The organism is Alkalihalophilus lindianensis (genome assembly GCF_032843265.1).
GTDB lineage: Bacteria > Bacillota > Bacilli > Bacillales > Bacillaceae_D > Alkalihalophilus > Alkalihalophilus lindianensis.
In genome coordinates, this window is the sequence record NZ_JAWJBA010000707.1 from 1 (window position 1) to 252 (window position 252).

The 252-nt window shown below is 45.6% G+C and carries 1 pseudogene; it reads right to left on the minus strand.

What is annotated here, in order from left to right:
• A pseudogene (locus RYX56_RS24000) lies at positions 1 to 252 on the minus strand (C4-dicarboxylate ABC transporter); the annotation flags it as partial.

A 252-nucleotide genomic window follows, 5' to 3' on the forward strand; every position in this document is an offset into this window, starting at 1 on the left:
TCAAAAAGTCCCCATTCCGGTGCAAGCCCCGTCAATTTTGAAAGGGAGGGGGCAATCATCTGTACCTCGTTATGGATTAAGGCATCAAGCTCATCTTCATCTTTATACAGACTGCCGTTTGGAATTACTTCCACTTTGACCATTCCATCTGTTTTTTCCTCCACAAGCTGTGCGAATTTCTGAGCAGCAAGCCCCTTCGGAGTATTTTCGGCGACTACATGGCTGAAGCGGATGACAATTTGTTTCGACAAT